Below are 17714 nucleotides of genomic sequence, written 5' to 3' on the forward strand. Positions count from 1 at the left end.
AACTAATCTGCCAGGGCTTTTTCCACCGCTTTAATGATGTTCTGGTAACCGGTGCAGCGGCAGAGATGACCGGACAATTCTCTTTTAATCTCCTCCCGCGTATATTTTTTGCCGCTTTCTACCATAGCCGTTGCCGTGAGAACATAACCCGGTGTACAGAAACCGCACTGGATGGCTCCCTCTTCAATAAAGGCTTTTTGCACCTTGGAAAGCTCCCCGTTTTTAGCTATACCTTCTATCGTGACTATATCTTTGCCGTCGGCCCAGACAGCCAGGTAAATGCACGAGTCAATGGGAGTTCCATCGATGAGAACAGTGCAGGCGCCGCATTCACCGACGCCACACCCTTTTTTTACACCCGTATATCCCAGGCGGTCGCGCAAAACGTCAAGCAACGATTCGCGAATGTCTACTTCCATACTTACCTGGATCCCGTTTACGGTAAAGGATATTTTTTTAAGCAATTGCCTCACCCCCAGCCTTGACAATGGCCGCTTTCAGGGCCCTCTGGGTAAGTTCCTCCACCAGGTGCTCCCTGTATTCTTTGGAAGCGCGCCAGGAAGTTCTCGCCTGCGTCGCTTTAACCGCTAATTTCCCAATTTCCGCAATGGTTTCAGGAGAAATGGTTTTGCCTCTCGCAAAGGCTTCTGCTTCGGGACATCTTAGAGGCGTTGGCCCGGCAACCCCAAGTCCAATCCTGACGTCTTCCAAAATGTTGCCTTGTTTTACTTTACAAATCACCGCCACGCCTAAAGTAGCAATATCCATGGCCTTGCGCATGGAAAATTTTATATAGTGCCCACCATAGCCCCGGTAATTCTCCGGAGAAATGATAATCTGAGTAAGGAGTTCACCAGGTTTTAAATCAACCTTTCCGGGTCCAAGGTAAAACTCCTGGATGGGAACAACCCGCTCACCTTGATTGCTCTGTAATTTCAATCTGGCTTCAAGGGCAAACAAGGTGGAAGCGCTGTCGGCCGAGGTGGCGCCGTTGCAAATGTTGCCGCCGATAGTGGCAACGTTGCGGATCTGCGGTCCCCCCATGGTGAGGGCCGCTTCCGCTAAGACGGGGATATTTTCTTTGATTACAGGATCGTTAGCAATCTGCGTGAAAGTTGTCAACGACCCGATTAGAATAGTACCATCCTCAAGTTTAACAACACCTTGGAGGGATTTTATTTTGCGAATGCTCAGCAACTCTGCTTTCTCTATTTGGCCATGATGCATTTTAATCAAAACATCAGTCCCGCCGGCAATGACGAGCAGGTGAGGGGCAGCCGCCAGCAGCGCAGTAGCTTCATTTACGGACTCCACCTCAAAATAACCCTGGATGTTGTACACCATACTTCACCACCTTCCTATATTAAGCCGGTTTTCTTGAACTTTTCAAAGACCCGCTGGGGGTTCATGGGTAGCCTGTTAAAGGCCACGCCGGTCGCGTCGAAAACGGCATTGCGAATGGCCGGTGCCACGGGAATAGTCGGCGGCTCTCCTAAAGCCTTGCAACCAAAGGGGCTGGTGGGCTCAAAGGTTTCGACAAAAGCCACACCAATATCCGGGATATCCATTATCGTTGGCATTTTATAGTCCAGCAAATTATTATTCAGGGGTTTGCCGGTTTTTTCGTCAAACAGCATCTGTTCTGTAAGCGCATAGCCAATTCCCATGCCTACGCCGCCATGCACCTGTCCTTCTGCTAATTGGGGGTTGATAATTTTACCTGAATCATGCACATTATATATTTCCAGGACCTCTATTTTTCCGGTTTTAAGGTCTACTTCAACTTCTGCAAAAGTAACACCAAAAACAAAGGCATTGATCCTGGCATTGTTGGACGTATCGCTTGTTATCGGTCTGGCAAAAACGGTATCATAATAAGTGTGCAATGCCACTTCGGCTAAGGGCATGACCACCTCTCCCGAGTGTTTGTAGACAATATTTTGATCCTTAATATCTAAGGCGTGGGCGGGTATGTCGGTCATACCCCAGACAAAATCCAGGATTTTTTCTTTTACTTCTAATGCCGCTTTGGCCACCGCCATGCTGGTAATATAAGTCTGCCTGGAAGCATAGGCACCAGTGTCAAAAGGTGTAATATCGGTATCCTGGGTGGAAATGACATGCACCATGTCTACAGGGATGCCCAGCACTTCGGCTACCATCTGGGCAAAAACTGTATCGCTTCCCTGCCCTATTTCGGTAGCGCCGATTTGCAGCTGGACGGAGCCGTCCTGATTTAAAACAATTCTCGCTCCCGCCATTTCCAGCCCGACCGGATGGGTGCCGGAGGCGTAGCTAAAGCACGCCATTCCTAACCCTCTGCGTTTTGTGCCTGTTTGATTCTTATACCGCGCTTTTTTCTCATCCCATTTGATTAATTCTTTACCTTTGGCAATGCACTCGCGAATGCCGCAGCTCCTCACCGTATTGCCGTTCAAGGGATCGACATAGCCTGCTTTAACCAGGTTTTTCAGGCGGAATTCAATAGGGTCGATATTTAATTTTTTTGCAATATTTTCCAGATGGCTTTCCACGGCAAAGGTTAACTGGGGCGAACCATAACCCCTCATGGCACCGGCGACAGGCAGGTTGGTATACACAGTTAAGGGTTCGTATTTTAAGGCCTTCATGGGGTACAGGGCCCTGAACTTCGAGCCCGCAGCCATAGCGATGGAATGACCGTGGGAAGCATAGGCCCCGGTGTTGGAGATGGCCGTTATATGCATGCCAATTAATTTTCCGTCTTTAGAAACACCCGTTTTAATTTTGTATTTGATAGCATGACGGGTCCGCGTATCGATCATGCATTCTTCCCTGGATAATTCTAACTTTACCGGCCTGCCGCCTACGGCCAGGGTCATTGCGGCATTTAGAGGTTCCAGGCAAGCATCCTGTTTGCTGCCAAAGCCGCCGCCGACGTAAGGCTTGATTACCCGTACCCTTCCCCAGGGGATACCCAGCGCTTGTCCGACGATTCTCCTTATAATGTGCGGGATCTGCGTGGAGGTTACAATCACAATGCGGCCGTCACTGTCAACATAGGCGTAGGATACATGGTTTTCAAGCTGGCAGTGCTGGACAATACTTGTTTCCAACTCGTCCTCAAATATATAGTCAGCTTCTTGAAAAGCCTCTTCAACATCGCCAATTTCATAACCCTGAGAACTAAGGATATTTCTTTCACAGTCGTCGTGGATTAAAGGCGCCCCTTCCCTCATTGCCGCCTCCGGGGTGAGCAGGGGTTCTAATACTTCATAATCTACCTCAATTAATTTCAGGGCTTCTGCGGCGGTCAACTCGTCTGTGGCCACTACTGCCGCAACAGCATCCCCCACAAAGCGTGCTTTGTCGGTTAAAATAGTCCGGTCTTCTCTATCCCTGTGCTTCGGGTCAAGGGCATAGGGATGCCCTGCAGTGGCAAATTTAATTTGCGGGACGTCTTTATAAGTCAGAACCGCTTCAACACCAGGTAAAGCTCTAGCCCTGCTGGCATCAATGTTTTTAACCAGGGCGTGAGCATAAGGGCTTCTTAATATTTTTCCTACCAGCATATCTCTTGTAAAAAAGTCTGCGGTATACTTTGCTTTCCCGGTAACTTTGGCAACAGCATCAACCCGGCTTATGCTTTTTCCCACTACTGTAGAAGCCATTTTACCCCCTCCGTTTCTAGTGGAGATACCCGCTCCGCAAGACCCGGCCCTAAGAATATCGCCACAGCCTTCTTCCCTGGACAGGGACGGCGGCTACCCTTCTTCCTTTCCACCCCCCGTCTTCATGACAGCGGCCGCCTTTTCTACGGCGGTGATAATTTTGGCATAACCGGTGCAGCGGCATAAATTGCCCGACAGGGCGATCTTAATTTCCTCCCGTGTTGGGTGGGGGTTCTGGTCCAGCAGGGCTTTAGCGCTCATGATCATCCCGGGGGTACAGAAACCGCACTGGACAGCCCCCTCGCTGATAAAGGCTTCCTGCAAAGGATGGAGCCTGCCTTCAGGTGAGGCCAGGCCTTCAATAGTGAGAATCTCGGCCCCATCGGCCTTAGCGGCGGGAATCAGGCAGGAGTTGACCGCCCGGCCATCCATGAGTACCGTACAGGCGCCGCATTCCCCCTTGCCGCACCCCTCCTTGGTACCGGTGAGGCCTAAATTTTCCCGTAAGAGTTCCAGCAAGGTAATATCTGCGGGGGCCTCAACCTGGTACTCCTGGCCGTTGACTTTAAGTTTCAACCCGGGCATCTTGCCTACCCCCTGGTAGTTTCATCGCAGTAATATATAAAAGAAACCAGCTGACGGCCCTCCTCGTAGTCGGGTGATTCCGGTCACCTGGTAGAAACCCCCGGCCCCATCGCCGGGGCTATACGAGTTCATTAAATTTATATTCGGCAAAGGCAACTTAAATCCTGCTAAAAAATTTTATCTTTGCGCGAATAGCAGGTTCTGCTTTAATCCGGGTTTCCTTTCGCCAGGGGGACATTTTATCCTAATCTACCTCTGTTCCGGTTGTCTGGTTTTAGGCTGGTACCGTACCGGTGTTTTTAGAAGGCACGTTTTCCGCCAACCCCTGCTAATCTGGGTTTAGGGGACGCCAGGCCTTGGAGCGGTTCTGCCCGCTAAATACTTTTCGCACGACTTCCGGGGTTGACACTCTCAGGAAGCTGGCATAAACTTATAGTCAAAAGTATTTTTGATTATTTGAATGAGGAGCCGGCCGAAAGTGAAGTTACAGCCCATGGCAAGCCAACTGGAACGAGATCCCCCCGTTTGTCAGGTCAATTGCGTCAACGAGGAGAAGGTGAAGCGGCTCAAGCCCCAGGTGGATCGTACAGAGGGCGTCGCTACTATCTTCAAGGCCCTGGCCGATGATACCCGGGTGAAGATAATCTACGCCCTCAGCGAGGCCGAGCTTTGCGTCTGTGATGTAGCGGCACTAATCGGCAGCAGCAAGGCGACTGCTTCCTATCACTTGCGCTTGCTGTACCATATAGGGCTGACCAGGTATCGCAAAGCCGGCAAGCTAGTATACTACCGCCTGGCTGACCCGCATATCGGCAACCTGGTACGGGAGGTCCTGCAGCACCTGGCCAGGACATAGGGACGATAACCAGATTGTTATTATGACCCCCCCATCGCATAAGACCGTACACATGAAGGGTGATGGCAAATGGCACAGGCTGAAAGCCCGGGTAGGCCCGGCAAGACTGCAGACTTCCGAGTTGAAGGGATTACTTGACTGGATTGCGCCGCCAAGTTTGAAAAAAATGTCGCGGCGCTCCCTGGTGTAACCAGGGCCAGTTTAAACGCTACCACCGGTAAGCTAGTTGTTGAAGGCGCAGCCGATTTGGAAGCCATCCGGCGGGAAGGCAGGAAGGAAAACTACGCTATCTTCCCCGCCAGGCAAGACGAGGTAAAACCGGCCAGGCCCATGGTTAATTGGGAATTGTTGCGCACGGTGATCGCTGCCGGCGCCTTGCTGGCTGCCTATATCGTAGAACGGGCTGGTGGAGCAGCTACCTTATTCATCTCGCTATACTTAATAGCTATAATAGCCGGCGGATGGGGTAACGCCCGCAAGGCCTGGTACTCCCTGCCGCGCCTGGACTTTAATATGAGCGTGCTGATGACCATAGCCGTTATCGGGGCCGTGGCCATTGGTGAATGGGAGGAAGGAACCGTTGTGGCCTTCCTGTATTCCGTGTCCGAGATGCTAGAGTCCTGGACTATGGAACGGGTGCGCCGGTCTATCCGCGCGCTCATGGATATCGCCCCCAGGGTGGCCAGAATCCGCCGCCAGGCGGGGGAAGAAATAGAAGTCCCGGTCGAAGAGATCCAGGTGGGTGACGTGATGATCGTCCACCCTGGCGAGAAGATCGCCATGGACGGGCGTATCATCAAAGGCGAGTCGGCCGTCAACGAAGCCGCCATCACGGGTGAAGCCGTACCCGTGGAAAAAGGCCCCGGGTCCGAAGTTTATGCCGGTACTCTCAACACCCATGGTTCCCTGGAGGTCGAGGTCACCAAGCTGGTCCGGGATACCACCATCGCCAGGATCATTCACCTGGTGGAGGAGGCACAGGCCCGGCGGGCGCCATCCCAGGCCTTTGTAGAACGCTTCGCTGCCGTTTATACCCCCATTGTTCTGGCCCTGGCCGCCGGCATTGTCCTGGTACCGCCCCTGCTCCTGGGCTACCCGTGGAGTCCATGGATCTACCGGGGGCTGGCTCTGCTGGTAGTTGCTTGTCCCTGCGCCCTGGTGGTATCGACTCCGGTAGCCATTATCAGTGCCATTGGTAACGCCGCCCGCAACGGAGTCCTGATCAAGGGCGGGGTCTACCTGGAACAGGCCGGTGCCCTCACTGCTGTCGCTTTTGACAAGACCGGAACCCTGACAAAAGGCGAATCCACCATTACCGACATTATTCCCCTGGGACGTCTGACCGAGGAGGAACTGCTCCAGATTGCCGCCAGCCTCGAGGCACGTTCCGAGCACCCCCTGGCGCAAGCTGTTGTTAAGGCGGCAGAAGCCCGCGGGCTAGCAATAAAACCTGCGGAGGATTTCAGCGCCCTTACCGGCCGCGGGGCACGAGGGGTCGTGAGCGGCCGGACCGTCTATATAGGTAACCTTCGCCTTTTTACTGAGCTGGGTATGGAGACCAAGGCGGTGGCCGGCCGGATCCGCCTGCTGCAAGAGGAAGGCAAGACAGCCATAGTCGTGGCCACGGCTGAAGATTTTCTGGGAATCATCGCCGTGGCCGATGAGGTCCGGGAAACAAGTGCAACGACAATTGCCGCCTTAAAGCGAACCGGCATCCGCCGCACAGTCATGCTGACGGGGGATAACGAGGCGACAGCCCGCACCATTGCGAGCCGGGTCGGGGTGGATGAATTTCGCGCTGAACTGCTGCCCCAGGACAAGGTTAAAGCCGTTCAGGAACTGATGCAGCAATATGGCAAGGTGGCCATGGTAGGTGATGGTATTAATGATGCCCCGGCCCTGGCTACGGCTACGGTTGGCATCGCCATGGGCGGGGCAGGGACGGATACAGCGTTGGAAACAGCGGACATTGCCCTCATGGCCGATGACCTGACCAGGTTACCCTTCACCATCCGCCTCAGCCGGGCGGCCCTCGGGGTGATCCGGCAGAACATCGGCTTTTCCCTGGCCATTAAGGCCATGGCTGTGGCCGCCGTGTTCCCCGGGTGGCTCACCCTCTGGCTCGCCATTCTGGCCGATATGGGAGCCTCATTGCTGGTAACCCTGAACGGCATGCGGCTCCTGCGGCTGCATCCGGAAAAATAGTTGCCAGAAACGGGGAAGGGAAGGCCGGGCGCCTTCCCTTCCCCGTTCTAAAAAGGTACTCTGCCCCTCCCGGAAGGAAGGAGCGTTTTCAACCAGGATTTCCGTAACATATAAAACCACCTTTAAGAGGCAACCATCTCCAAAAAAGCCTCAATCCGGGTCTGCAGCTGGGCTGCGTCTTTTTCACTAAAATCACTTTCCAGGCATAAAACCGGTAGCCCCGCTTCCCGGAGGGCTTTTTCTACCTGCCGGGCTTCGAGGGCATAAGTCTGGCAGAACTGGAGGGAATAATAAATCACCCCGTCGGCCTTTCCTTCCCTGGCCAGGCGCAGGATGTCCTCCACCCGGGACGTATTGGGAGTAAAGCAGGCACAGTTGATGCCCAGCAATCGCCGGGCCAAATTTTTTACCTGCTGGGATAAGGTTTCACCGTCTTCAGGCACCATCCCGGCGAAATAACGGCTGCCGGTACATGTTTCTTCACCGATAATCACCGCCCCTGACTTCTCTACCAGGTGGTGTAACTTCCAGTAAGGTAAAGGCATAGGTGTCCCGGTTACCAGGAGGCGCGGTGCTCCTTTACTGGTAACACCTTCACCCCGGGCAATCCTTTCCTCAAGTTCTTCGCAAAGGGCATTAACTTGAGCAGTAAAACGTTCCGGGTCATCAAAGAAAGCCAGTTGCGAAATCAGCAGGGCGTCTTTTCCGCTGATAGGAGCCGGGTCGGCCTGGCGGGCTTGATACAGGCGCTGCAGGGCCGCACGGCGGGCATTGGCCTTCTTGATAGCGACATTTAATTTCTCGCTATCGATTTTTTGTCCCGACCGTCGTTCAATTTCTTCTTTAAATCGGTAAATTTCCCCTTCCCAGAGGGCCAGGTCGGCCGCTTCCTTACGCTGGGGCAATTCCATTACGTAAGTAGGAACATAATCATTCAGAATTTCCCAGGTCTTCTTTTTCCCATCACAGGTAGTTTCGCCAACAAGAAAATCGACGACCTGAAAGTAAGGGCAAATCCGCTCCAGTTTAAAGCCAACCAGAGACTTAATCAAGGGGCACAGGTTACGCGGTAAAATTTGTTCCCCGGCAGGAACGGTAAAGTGGGTTCCCGCACAGAGCCCCACACTAACACCATCGACGGCAAAGATAAGTTCTTCCGGCACAAAAACACAAAAGGTACCGGCCACCAGCCGCCCGGCTCTTTTATGGGCCAAAATTTCTTCGACCCTCCTGCCATGGGCCTCGCCTAAAAGGTTATCAAAATAGGCCATACCCGCCGGCCGGTTATCTTGTTGTAAAAAAACCTCGCTAAAGGCTTCGGGCAATGCCGCTAAAAAAGCATCATGCCTTTCCAGGTCCAGCCCTAAATCCCGCCACATTTCCCGGCAAGCATCGCTCAAAGGGATCAGCTCCTCCAAGTAATTTTTGCCTGGTATATTTTCGCTTTTTATCTTGAATATCCTTTATAATATATATTCCATTTTGTTATGATTTGGGGCCGGTTGTAAAGTAATATCCGTCTCTAGAAAGCAGCTCTGCAGCCTTAGATAAAGCTTCCTACCATTTGTCATGGTGCAAGCGCGGTTATTTTTCGGCTTTTTCCGATTGCCCGTCGACCTTCTCAATATATATGCTCCGGCTGGGGAAGGCCACGGAAACTCCTTCCTGTTCCAAAATCTGCATGATTTTAAAGTTTACATCTTCCCGTATGCTTAGATATTCCTTCCAGTCGGTCGTATTGGTAAAAAAGTAGAGAAAGATGTCCAGGCTGCTCTCATTAAACCTCTCGAAATAGACAAATATCGTTTCTTTATGAATTCCTGGGTGCTCTTCCAACATGGCCCTTATAGCTTGAACGCACTTCTCCAGTTTAGACCGGCTGGTAGTGTAAGTAACCCCCAGGTGAAATGTTATACGGCGTTTTCCCATCCGCGACCAGTTGGTGATGGGCTCGTTGGCCAGGGTCGCGTTGGGGACCGTGACCAGAGCATGCGCAAAGGTGCGTATTTTCGTACTGCGAAAAGTTATATCTTCCACCGTTCCCTCCACGCTGGGAGTACTTATCCAATCTCCTATGGTAAAGGGTTTGTCGAGAAAAATAACCATACCCCCAAACATGTTAGCCAACGTATCCTTGGCCGCCAGAGAAAATGCCAGTCCGCCCAGGCCCAGGCCTGTTATAAGGCCATTGATGTTATAATTCCATTCGACAGCGACGACCATAAGGGCCAAGGCGCACACAATAAACCTTATGGCTTTGGACAAGAAGGGCACTAAAATATTATTGATATCAAACTTCTTCCTGACCTCCCGGGAGACGACCGAATCCGGGCCAGACAGAATATAGAGCACCCAAGCGATGAGGATAATAAGGTAAGAGCGGAACACTTTGAGGACCCAGAGGTGCTGAGCCTGGCTTAAGGGTAGTATGGTCAAGGCCAGGTAGATCCCGAGGGCCGCAACGAAGTTCTGCAACGGCCTTTCCAGGGACTTCACCATTTGATCATCCAGGTCAGTAGCCGTCCGCTGGGTTATTCTAAGGATCGTACTATACAGATGTCTTGCAAAGACATTTCTTAAGCCAAGAAACAGCAGAAAGACGATGATCGCTGCTGCAGTGTTCCAGAAGAAGCCCTGGGGCCTAAAATATATTTGGTTTAAAAAATCGGGAATCCGCACCTTGCTCCATAACGACAGGATTTTTTCCACCGCTGAAGTTTACCCCCCCTGCTCTGAACGCGCAAGCTATTAACATAATGGTATTCGAATAGCATACGCCTTTCAAGTACTTTCCTTTCACGTACCGGGACGTGTCTACCCGCTAAATACTCTTCTATCGATCGCTTTAGCTGTCGTTTATACTCCCATTCTTCTGGCTCTGGCCGCCAACACCGGCTGTGAAGACATTATGAAGAAAATATGAAGAAAGTCTGAAAGATCGCATACCCGTCTTGACACATACCTGCATAGGGTAATATGCTGGGACTAGACTTATGTCTTATTCACTTCCAAGAGGAGAGATGGGGATGAATCACAGAAGGCACGGCTTGCTTATGCTTCTTGGTTGTGGCCTGATGATAGTCGCTGTATTTTTCTTACTGACCCGCGGTGCAGCTGCAAGCGACGGCACTGCAGGTGGGGGTTGGTTGTGGTTGTTATTCTTACTTTGTCCCCTGATGCACCTTTTCATGATGCGCGGTCATAATCATGGTGAATGTCAGCATGGGGAGCAAAAGGCTACCAGCAAAGACGATCAGTCCCAAGCAGGAAAAACCCAGATAGAATAAGCTAGAATAAAAATAATGGAGAAGAGCGGCCATGTTAAAAGCCGCTTTTTCACATCTTATCCTAACGCCCAAGTAATCCCCGGCGGCAGCGATAAGCAAGCAGCGCATATATTATCGCCCCGGCAAAAAGGACCATTCGGAAGCCGGCGGTAATGGCAACCATCATGGCGATAATCGACCCGATTACAGAAAACCAACCATTTATGCCCCAGGCTAACGGTACAAAATCCTCCCTTCCCTCCTCCCTTAAGGCACGCAGGCCGGTCGGGAATGGTAAACCCAGGGTTACGCTTAAAGGAAAAAGGGTGAAGACGGTGAGGATTGTTTTACTGGTCGCTAGAGCTGCGCCTGTCGAAAAAATCCAGGGTACAGCAACACCGGTCAATGCAGCCAGCACGGCCACAAGAAAAGCCGGCAGCCACCTTCGCCTCATTAAAACTCTTTGAACAGCGGCCACCTGGCCGAGCAAACTACCCAGACCACCGCCGATGAGGAGGGTAGCAGCAACTACTGTAAAGGCAAGGGTTGGATGACCAAGGATCAAAACGAATTTCTGCACCAGGGCGATCTCAAGCAGCATGAAACCCACACCTAGGGCACCAAAATACAGCAGTAATGATTTTTTATTCTTCACGGTGCCGTCTGTGGCATGCTTCAGCCAGCGCCAACCCAGGTGCAAGACCAGGGCCAGGAGAATATACAGTTCGAAGGGTATGGTATTACCGACATTATAGAAAAAGGGCCGGTCATCGGTGACGACGGTTGCCGCCGTCTTACCAACTTTCCCATAGTGCAATAATTGCTCCAACTGCAATTGCGCCTCCTTAAGCCGGGCAGTGATGGCCGCCAGCTCATCCGGGGCAAATGGTGTCTTTTTAACCAGGAGAAGCGGGTAGTTAACTTCCTGGTCATGATGTTCCGCGGGTGTGCCGGCAATCAAGACTTGCCTGGCTATTTCTTCATCTGCCACCCCGCTTTCCTTTAAAACAGCCATGACCGTTGCCAACGCCTTGCTTAGATCATCAGGGCCGTGCAGGACGAACGCCAGCCGGCCGCCAGGTGTTAGATGATTTAAGTATGAACGTATGGCCTCGCGGGTGTAGATATAGTTTTCGGAAAGGGCGTATCCCGTACCTTCCGCGGCCTGGGTCATGACCTTCGAGAGATAGATTACATCAAACTGTTCGCTGGTAGTATCTATAAAGGTTCTGCCATTCTGGATAAAGGTGCGTACTTCCGGCAAATCATAAATACTCCCGTTGTAATCGCTGAACTTACGCGCAGCCGCGACACTGCCTGGATTAATCTCCACGGCAGTGATATCTTCACTGCCCCCCAGGCGGGCAAGGAGAATGTCAATGCCTCCTCCACTACCAATTACTAACACGCGCCGCGGCTTTTCGGGTACAAAAGCGAGGTAGCCGGCTTCTTTTTTCAGTTGCTGGACCCCTGCCAGGTTGCCATCAAAGCGTACCATGGGAGCAGCAGCACCGCCGTCAATGAGTACCAATTTTTCGTTCGGGTCTTTAGTGGCGACTACGTCTGTTCTGGCAAAAGCATCCCACGAAGAATATTCAACAACCGGCTGCTCGCCGTTGAGTTTGAGAAGGCCGATCATCTTCGGTATGCCCCTGTAGGCGGAAAAATCCCTCGCCAGTACTTCAGGTAGGGGGGATACGGCCAGGACGGCAAGGAGGGCAACCCCGCCGAGAGCAGCCAAAACCTTTCGCCGGGAGCGCTTTTTAATAATAGCAAGGTTTAACAACAGGGAAATCAATAAGATAGCTTCGCCAAGGTAAACTGTCAACCTGATGAGGTTAACAGTGTTCAACAGCGTAACCACGCCAAAGGCAGCCAGCCCGGCGCCAACGAGATCGCCAAAATACAGCAGGTAAGAGTACTTGCTGAGTACACTGAACGAGCAAGACAAAAACCTACCGCCCAGTACGAAGGGAAGTACGGCTAAAGCAATGTAAACAAAGAAATTTAGGGGTTGAAAGGGCAATTTGTAAAAAAATAACGTGAGCAGCGGCAGCGTAAACCCCAAGAAAACTACGGATCGAATTCCTATGTCCCATATTTGTTGCCCATCCGTTTGCGGAAATTCCTTCACTTTTTTATAAATATCCATGGCCCCCAGACCCAGACCGAGAATGGCCACCGAAGCAACGATGAAGACAAAATGGTAGGTCATTATCGCCGAGAATATCCGGGTTAGGATAACCTCGTACATAAAGAGAGCCCCTGAGACCACGAACACTGCCGATAAAGAAATTCCCAACCTCATAAACTTGTGCATCTTTTCTCTCCCTTTAAACTCAAGTTAAAACAGTTGAAAGCCAAGGGGGTTATCCTGGCTTCCAAATTAGGCGCAATTTCTTTTCTTAATAAATTCTTTATTATTCGAGTGAACGCCTCTCACTACAGTTCCCTTAACATGATTTCCATTCCATTCTAGCTTTCAACTGTGAAGACATCATGAAGAAAAAAAGGAGAAAGTTTGAAGGGTGTTCAGGACTGTAGCCTGGGGGTGACAACGCAGGATGAACAAAAAGCGCAACAACCGCATCACGAGGTTGCTGCGCTTTTGGTACAGGGTGTCCGCGGCCGATGTAAGCTGTTAGAAATCGGCCAGGGCTTTGAAGGCCAGCCAGGAAAGCAGGGCACTGCCAATGGGCAGGCAATCTTCGTTGATATTAAACCGGGGATGGTGCCAGGGATAGGGAGGCTCTCCCGGGATGGCTGCCCCGAGGTTAAAATATACTGCCGGGACCTTTTCGGCATAGCGGGCAAAATCCTCGGCACCCATAGAAGGGGCTGCCAGTTCGAATACCTTTCCCGGTCCCAGGAGTTCTCCGGCTACCCGGCGAAACAGTTCGGTAAGCCTGGCATCGTTTATTAGGGGCGGGTAGCCCAGCAGATAATCAAGTTCAATCTCCGTCCCGCTGGCGGCGGCCACCCCGGCCAAAATCTCCCGCATATCTTTTTCCAGCTGCTGCCTGGTAACCTGGTTTAAGGCCCTGGTAGTGCCCGTCATGGTTACCTCACCAGCAACAATATTTTCTTTCTCACCACCATTAATAGTGCCGATGGTCAGAACAGCCGGCTGCACCGGATCAATGCGGCGGGCGACAATAGACTGTAAAGCCAGAATCGCTTGGGCGGCAGCGACGATGGCATCCGCGCCCAGGTGGGGTGCAGCACCGTGGCTGGTACGCCCCTTGATCCTGATGGTAAAGTTATCGGCCGAGGCCATAGCAGCTCCCGATCTGACGCCCACCGTACCTGCCGGCAGGGCTGAAGTTACATGGAGGCCAAAGATAGCCTTGACCGGCGGGTCGGCCAGGGCTCCGGCTTCAATCAGCAGGCGAGCCCCGCCAGGGGGTAATTCCTCCCCCGGTTGAAAAAGGAAAACCACCGGGCCGGGTAGTTCCCGGCGGTGGGTTGCTAGCAGCGTCGCCGCCCCTAAAACGATGGCCATATGGGCATCATGGCCGCAGGCATGCATCCGGCCCGGGCAGCGGGAAGCATATTCCGCCCCCGTAGCCTCCTGGAGGGGCAAGGCATCCATATCCGCCCTTAAGGCCACGGCGGGGCCTTCTTGCGCCCCGTGCAGGATTCCGATAATCCCGGTACCACCGATACCGGTCCTGACCTTCAAACCCAGTTGCTCTAACACCCCGGCCACCAGGGCGGCTGTTTCTTTTTCCTCAAAACTCAGTTCCGGGTACTGGTGCAGCTGCCGCCGCCAGGCGACCAGCTGCGGTTTGAGGTTTTCAGCTTCTGCCAGGTAGTAATCTCTTTCTACCAACAGGGGGTCACCTTGATTCCGCGATTGATTTGCGCATTTACATTTTTCATTATACTCCCCCGCCCATATTTAAGACAAGTTCTACTTTATCACCTTCTTGCAGGGGATTGCTATACTCCTCTTTTAGTAACAAACGCCCGTTTACCTCAACCGCCACGGCAACGGGGTCAAAATTAAGCTGCTCCACTAATTCCCTTACGTTAATACCTTCCTGGACTTCTTTTTCCTGCCGGTTTAAAATAATCTTCATTGGTCTTCTCCCCTTTCAACAATTAATGAATAAATATTGGCGGCTATTTTCTTTACCTGGAGAATTTTATGGCCTTCTGCCTTCAGGCTCCGGGGCACATTACTTAACGGCTCTCCTTCTGTTAATAAAACCTCCAGGATTTCCCCTGGCTGCATCTCCTCCAGGGCCAGCTTGGTTTTAACGAAGGTTATGGGGCAGCAGTCCCCGGTAATATCCAGTCGTTTAGTCGCTTTAATTTCCGCCACCGGCAGCGACCTCCTTCCGGCCGGGGTAAGGGATTAATTCCCGGAACACTTCAGGTCCCAGGCGCCTTACAACATCACCCAGGCGTTCCTGTCCCTTCCTTTTCTCTTCATAAACCGCCAGGATAGAATTAATCAGGGGGACTATATCATCTTCCGGGACCAGGTCAAACATTTTATACCCCAGCTGAGGATTGCGGCCCATTTTTCCACCAACATAAACTACAAATCCTGTAGCCGCCATTACCCAGGCATTGTTCGGGCAGGATGCTATACAGGCACCATCGCCGTTGCATCTTTTCTTATCTATGCTTACCCGATCATTAATTATTTTAATGGCACCACCCGGACAGATGGACTGGCACAATCCGCAAAGGCTGCAGCGCTCGGCCGCCAATTCCGGGTAAACAACACCCCGTAAACCGATATCATTTTCCATGGGTTTGGTACAGGCGTTATAACACCCGGCTACAGCAATTTTTAGTTTTACCGGGACATCGCGGCCAAAAAAGGCCCGGTCCAGTTTGCCGGCAATAGCCCGGGTATCAACTACCCCGTTGGAACAAATTTCCTTGCCCGGGCAAGCGACAATCGATCGTACCCGCGGGCCGCAGGCCCCCGGAAGCAGGTGCAAGGCCTTGATCTCGGCAATCAGCTCCTGGTATTTCTCCAGCCTGACCCCGGGTATCTCCACCCCCTGGCGGGTGGTCAAATGGACCTCCCCCCGGCCATATTTAGCCGCAATCCTGGCGATATTCTCCAGATCCCTTGAGGTTAAATACCCGCCAATGGTCCGCAGGCGCATCAGGAAAAGATCGCGGCCTTGCTGCTTGATAAAGCCGCCTTTTTTGAGTTCATGAAAATCCAGGTTCATGGTGTTTCACCTTTCGCATTTTGTGGCACAGACAAAGGTATACTCTTCCAGTTCACGAATGCGCGGGCTGTCGCCGCAGACAGGGCAATTACTATTGCGTTCGGCCTTAACTTCCCGGAAGCGCATCTCCAGGGCATTGTAAATCAGGAGCCGGCCGGTCAGGGTATCCCCAACCCCAAGTAAAATCTTGATTACCTCCGTGGCCTGGATTGCCCCGATAAGTCCCGGTACTGTACCTATAACCCCTGCTTCCTGGCAACTAGGTACGGCTCCCGGAGGGGGCGGGTCGGGAAAAATACAGCGGTAACATGGCCCCTGTCCGGGTTTGATGGTCATGACTAGCCCGTCCCATTGCAGCACCCCGCCCTCGACCATGGTCTTGCCGGTCATGACACAGGCATCGTTTAGCAAATAGCGGGTGGGAAAGTTGTCGACGCCGTCGACAATCACGTCATAGTCACGGATGATGTCTAGAATATTATCTTTACCCAAACGTAAATGGTAAGTATTAATTGTCAGGTTAGGATTTAAGGCCAGCAAGGTCTTGCGGGCCGATTCTACTTTAGGCCGCCCCAGGCGTTCAGTACTGTGAAGGATCTGGCGCTGTAAATTCGATATGTCTACTACGTCACTGTCAACTATACCGATTGTACCTACACCGGCAGCCGCCAGGTAGTAAGCTGCCGGGGAACCCAACCCGCCGGCTCCAACGATCAATACTTTGCCTCTTTTAAGCCTTTCCTGCCCCCGGCCGCCGACGTTGCGCAAAATAATCTGCCGGCTGTAACGTTCTATTTCTTCGTTGGTTAAGACCATTATTAGCCCCCCAATCTACACTTAATTTATCGGTTTTCTTTAGATTATATCAGGGAGCATCAGGGTGGTCAAGACGATTTTTATGTTTACATAAATGTTTCCCTGACGGGGAGAGAGCCCCAGTTCCGGAAGGATAAAGAGGCCCCTTTGCCTTTACAGGAAAGGGGCCTTCCTTTTTTGCCGATTTGCTGTAATTCAAATTACCCGCCTCCGGCCTTCCCGTAGGGTGCCTTAAAAAGCCGGGATAACTGCTCCCTGATATTGTTCTTCTAAAAACTTCTTGACTTCGGGCGTATTTAGCGCTTCTGCCAGTTTCTTTAAAGCTGGATTGTCTTTATCCTCGGGACGTACCACCAGGACGTTGGCAAAAGGAGAGCTTTTATCCTCGAGAACGAGGGCATCCTTGACTGGATTCAAGTTAGCCTCCAGGGCATAGTTGCCGTTTATGACCGCGGCGTCGACGTCTGTTAAGGACCGCGGCAGCATGGCGGCGTCCAACTCCTTGATAGTCAGCCCGGCGGGTTTCTCGACAATGTCATTTTTGGTTGCCAAAATGCCCGCGCCTTCCTTTAACTTAATCACCCCGGCCTTGGCCAGTAACATCAGAGCCCGGCCGCCGTTGGTGGCGTCATTGGGAATGGCAATAGTTCTGGCGTTTGTCAATTCGCCGGCACCCTTAATTTTTTGGGAATAAATCCCCATGGGTTCGATGTGTACTTTGGCAATATAAACTAGTTTATTCCCTGTTTTCTGGTTGTAATCCTCAAGGTATGGTATATGCTGGAAAAAATTGGCGTCGATTTGCTTATCCGCCAGGGCCGGGTTGAGCTGGGCATAATCATTAAAAACTTTAATGTTCAGGGTGATTCCCTCTTGGGCCAACACCGGTTTAATCCTTTCCAGGATTTCGGCATGGGGACGAGCGGTAGCACCGACAGTAATTTCTTTTTTGGCCGCTTCCCCCGGGGATGCTTTCTGTTGCTGGCCGCATCCTGTTAAAACTGCCCCCAGTGTTAATAAAACGAGAGCCAGAACAACAATCTTTTTCAAAGTCTATCAACCCCCTTTGAAATAGCTTATTAAGATAATAGGTTTACTTGATTTTTTTGTCAAGGGATTCGGAGGGAAAATTTTTTCC

16 protein-coding genes and 1 riboswitch are annotated in these 17714 nt (G+C 51.8%); of the genes, 3 read left to right on the top strand and 13 right to left on the bottom strand.

Annotated features, from left to right (window positions below; translation table 11 throughout):
* Nucleotides 1-2: 2 nt before the first annotated feature.
* The 4 genes from xdhC to E308F_RS00730 all read right to left on the bottom strand — a co-directional run bounded on the left by xdhC (nucleotide 3) and on the right by E308F_RS00730 (nucleotide 4235).
* Complete coding sequence (gene xdhC / locus E308F_RS00715; protein ID WP_141262780.1) at nucleotides 3-464, bottom strand: xanthine dehydrogenase subunit XdhC; 462 nt, start codon at nucleotides 462-464, stop codon at nucleotides 3-5.
* Entirely contained in the window at nucleotides 457-1341 is an 885-nt protein-coding gene (gene xdhB, locus E308F_RS00720) for a xanthine dehydrogenase FAD-binding subunit XdhB (protein ID WP_141264051.1), read from the bottom strand. The genes xdhC and xdhB overlap by 8 nt, the downstream gene beginning before the upstream one ends.
* A gap of 17 nt (nucleotides 1342-1358) precedes the next feature.
* Nucleotides 1359-3650, bottom strand: coding sequence for a xanthine dehydrogenase molybdenum-binding subunit XdhA (gene xdhA, locus E308F_RS00725; protein WP_141262781.1), 2292 nt, complete (start codon nucleotides 3648-3650; stop codon nucleotides 1359-1361).
* A 93-nt stretch (nucleotides 3651-3743) separates the two neighbouring features.
* A complete protein-coding gene (locus E308F_RS00730; protein WP_141262782.1) occupies nucleotides 3744-4235 on the bottom strand; it encodes a (2Fe-2S)-binding protein in 492 nt (163 codons plus the stop codon).
* A gap of 46 nt (nucleotides 4236-4281) precedes the next feature.
* Nucleotides 4282-4381: riboswitch (purine riboswitch) on the bottom strand.
* Between the two features lie 347 nt (nucleotides 4382-4728).
* Here E308F_RS00730 and E308F_RS00735 point away from each other — a divergent pair.
* Nucleotides 4729-5091, top strand: a complete 363-nt coding sequence (locus E308F_RS00735; protein ID WP_141264052.1) for an ArsR/SmtB family transcription factor — start codon at nucleotides 4729-4731, stop codon at nucleotides 5089-5091.
* Nucleotides 5092-5160: 69 nt separating this feature from the next.
* The gene (locus E308F_RS00740; protein WP_141262783.1) at nucleotides 5161-7296 is read left to right on the top strand and encodes a heavy metal translocating P-type ATPase; all 2136 of its coding nucleotides are present in this window, start codon (nucleotides 5161-5163) and stop codon (nucleotides 7294-7296) included.
* Nucleotides 7297-7418: 122 nt separating this feature from the next.
* On the opposite strand, the gene E308F_RS00745 is transcribed toward E308F_RS00740, so the two are convergent.
* Complete coding sequence (locus tag E308F_RS00745; protein WP_253260372.1) at nucleotides 7419-8696, bottom strand: double-cubane-cluster-containing anaerobic reductase; 1278 nt, start codon at nucleotides 8694-8696, stop codon at nucleotides 7419-7421.
* A 184-nt stretch (nucleotides 8697-8880) separates the two neighbouring features.
* On the bottom strand, nucleotides 8881-10005 hold the full coding sequence (locus tag E308F_RS00750) for a mechanosensitive ion channel family protein (RefSeq protein ID WP_216363870.1): 1125 nt from the start codon (nucleotides 10003-10005) through the stop codon (nucleotides 8881-8883).
* 317 nt (nucleotides 10006-10322) lie between these two features.
* On the opposite strand from E308F_RS00750, the gene E308F_RS00755 reads away from it, so the two are divergent.
* Nucleotides 10323-10583, top strand: coding sequence for a DUF2933 domain-containing protein (locus E308F_RS00755; RefSeq protein WP_172613790.1), 261 nt, complete (start codon nucleotides 10323-10325; stop codon nucleotides 10581-10583).
* 61 nt (nucleotides 10584-10644) lie between these two features.
* Here the strand turns inward: E308F_RS00755 and E308F_RS00760 are convergent, their stop codons facing one another.
* The 7 genes from E308F_RS00760 to E308F_RS00790 form a co-directional block, all read right to left on the bottom strand.
* A complete protein-coding gene (locus E308F_RS00760; RefSeq protein WP_141262785.1) occupies nucleotides 10645-12816 on the bottom strand; it encodes a hypothetical protein in 2172 nt (723 codons plus the stop codon).
* A gap of 387 nt (nucleotides 12817-13203) precedes the next feature.
* A complete protein-coding gene (locus E308F_RS00765) occupies nucleotides 13204-14394 on the bottom strand; it encodes a M20 metallopeptidase family protein (protein WP_141262786.1) in 1191 nt (396 codons plus the stop codon).
* 49 nt (nucleotides 14395-14443) lie between these two features.
* A complete protein-coding gene (gene thiS, locus E308F_RS00770; RefSeq protein WP_071522709.1) occupies nucleotides 14444-14644 on the bottom strand; it encodes a sulfur carrier protein ThiS in 201 nt (66 codons plus the stop codon).
* The gene (locus E308F_RS00775) at nucleotides 14641-14889 is read right to left on the bottom strand and encodes a sulfurtransferase TusA family protein (protein WP_071522708.1); all 249 of its coding nucleotides are present in this window, start codon (nucleotides 14887-14889) and stop codon (nucleotides 14641-14643) included. The genes thiS and E308F_RS00775 overlap by 4 nt, the downstream gene beginning before the upstream one ends.
* Nucleotides 14876-15760, bottom strand: coding sequence for a 4Fe-4S binding protein (locus E308F_RS00780; protein WP_141262787.1), 885 nt, complete (start codon nucleotides 15758-15760; stop codon nucleotides 14876-14878). The genes E308F_RS00775 and E308F_RS00780 overlap by 14 nt, the downstream gene beginning before the upstream one ends.
* A gap of 6 nt (nucleotides 15761-15766) precedes the next feature.
* Nucleotides 15767-16576 carry a HesA/MoeB/ThiF family protein gene (locus E308F_RS00785; RefSeq protein ID WP_141262788.1) on the bottom strand — a complete coding sequence of 270 codons (810 nt, stop codon included), beginning with the start codon at nucleotides 16574-16576 and terminating at the stop codon, nucleotides 15767-15769.
* 231 nt (nucleotides 16577-16807) lie between these two features.
* Entirely contained in the window at nucleotides 16808-17626 is an 819-nt protein-coding gene (locus E308F_RS00790) for a MetQ/NlpA family ABC transporter substrate-binding protein (protein ID WP_141262789.1), read from the bottom strand.
* Nucleotides 17627-17714 lie beyond the last annotated feature (88 nt).

The organism is Moorella sp. E308F (assembly GCF_006538365.1).
GTDB lineage: Bacteria > Bacillota > DSM-521 > Neomoorellales > Neomoorellaceae > Neomoorella.